This window comes from Devosia sp., assembly GCF_036676215.1.
Taxonomy (GTDB): Bacteria; Pseudomonadota; Alphaproteobacteria; order Rhizobiales; family Devosiaceae; genus Devosia.
Genome location: NZ_JAKFDJ010000078.1, coordinates 1 through 1,731, shown reverse-complemented (window position 1 = coordinate 1,731; position 1,731 = coordinate 1). Strand labels below are relative to the sequence as shown.

Genomic DNA, 1,731 nt, shown 5'->3' with positions numbered 1-1,731 from the left:
ATATCGCTGCGGTCCTGTGCTTCGCCAGGACTGCCCGTGCCGGTGACCTCAGTCAGGGCGGACGCGAACTCACGGCAACGGACAGCCACTGGCTGTCCGTAAGCGCGCCGTTCGAACAGCGCGCCCTTAGTCCCCTGACTGAGGTCACCGGCACGGCGCGCTCAAATTCCGCCCAGCCACCCCAGCCCCCGGCGCCTCGCATAGATGTGGTTTGGCGAGGGTCAGGTTATTGACTCGTGATCGGGTGACTCAACGTTTACGCTGTTTTCGCTGGACTGGGTGAGCCGACGATGATTAGATCAGTGTCGCCGGGACGCGATGACTCTTAAAGTATCGGATGTATGTCACTGAAAGGGATTCGGCCGCTTCCCAAATCAGGAAGCCTCTGTCGCATCCCGAATCAGGCCGCTTGCCGCTCCCGGGCGGCCACTTCCAGTATCCATGCGCGGAAGGCGCTGAGGGCGGGGTGGTCTTTGCGTTGTTGGGGGCAGCACAGGACATAGCCGCGGTCGAGCGATACGGGTATGTCGAAAGGGGAGACGACGCGGCCGGTGGCGATTTCGTCGCGTACCAGGCAGCGCTGGAGTACGGCGATGCCCATGTCGGCCATGACTGCCCGCACCAGGATGGAGACCTGGTCCAGCGCTGTGCCTGGGGGCGGCTTGCCGGCGACACCGACGGAGTCGAACCAGCGTTGCCAGTTGTCGGGGGCGTTGGCGTGGTAGAGGAGGGGTTCTTGGAGCAACTGGCCGGGATCGGTCCACAGTCCGGCCGCCTTGCGTGCCTGCAACCGGTCGGGGTGGCAGATGACGACAATCTCGCGGCCCAGCAGGTAGTCGCTATGGCATTGCGGCCACTGATGAGGAAGGCCGCTGAGGATGGCGGCATGGGGTGTGGCTTGCGAGAAATCTTCATCGCGTCTATATGCGGCAAAGGAGAGGGTGATTTCCGGATGGCGGCGGTGAAAGTCGGGCAGGCGCGGTACCAGCCATACACTGGCCAGCGTGGGCACTACGGCGAGGCTCAGGTGCTGGCGGCCTGCCGTGCTGCGCAGCTCTGATGAAATTGATTCGATTGCTTGCAGTGGCTCGGCGGTGGCGTCGGCGAGGCGGCGACCGGCGTCAGTGAGTGTCAGTCCGTGGGCGCTGCGTTTCATCAGCGGCTGGCCGAAATGCGTTTCCAGCCGGGAAATGGCACGGCTGACGGCGCCTTGAGTCAGGCAGAGCGTCTCCGCCGCTTTCGTGAAGCTGCCGAGCCGCGCTGCCGTAGTAAAGGCGTGCAATTCTGACATGGACGGTGAATGAATCTTCATTGACTGTGCTGGGCGGGCGGAGCTAAGTAGGGTTATTACATTATGTAATACTAGCCTGCAATATAGTCGTTTGCCGGTGACAAGTAAATTGCAGATACTCCATTTTTCATCTTTCTCACGTTCCTGGAGTTTTCCATGTCCGCAACAATTACTGCAAAGTTGGTTCGCCGCGCTTTGGCCGGTGCCGCCGTGTTCATGATGGGCTGTGCCGGCTCCGCCGTGGCGGCCGATTATCCGTCCCATTCCATACGCATGATCGTGCCGTTTGCCGCGGGCGGGTCGACGGATCTGGTTGGCCGTCTGATTGCGGAGTATGTCGGGCGCGAGCTGGGGCAGTCCATCGTTGTGGAAAACAGATCCGGCGCCGGCGGTGCTCTTGGGGCTGAACAGATTGCACGCGCGGTGCCCGACGGCTATAC

General features: G+C 61.9%; 2 protein-coding genes. One reads left to right on the top strand and one right to left on the bottom strand.

The window, feature by feature from the left end; genetic code table 11:
* Positions 1-400: 400 nt before the first annotated feature.
* Entirely contained in the window at positions 401-1,312 is a 912-nt protein-coding gene (locus tag V6M52_RS08770) for a LysR substrate-binding domain-containing protein (RefSeq protein ID WP_332700740.1), read from the bottom strand.
* Positions 1,313-1,447: 135 nt separating this feature from the next.
* Here V6M52_RS08770 and V6M52_RS08765 point away from each other — a divergent pair.
* Positions 1,448-1,731, top strand: a 284-nt coding sequence (locus V6M52_RS08765) for a Bug family tripartite tricarboxylate transporter substrate binding protein (protein ID WP_442881836.1), incomplete at its 3' end; no start/stop codon positions are given.

Bases quoted from the DNA above. Each gene is read 5' to 3' on its own strand.
- V6M52_RS08770 (WP_332700740.1), bottom strand. From the start codon at position 1,312: ATGAAGATTCATTCACCGTCCATGTCAGAATTGCACGCCTTTACTACG.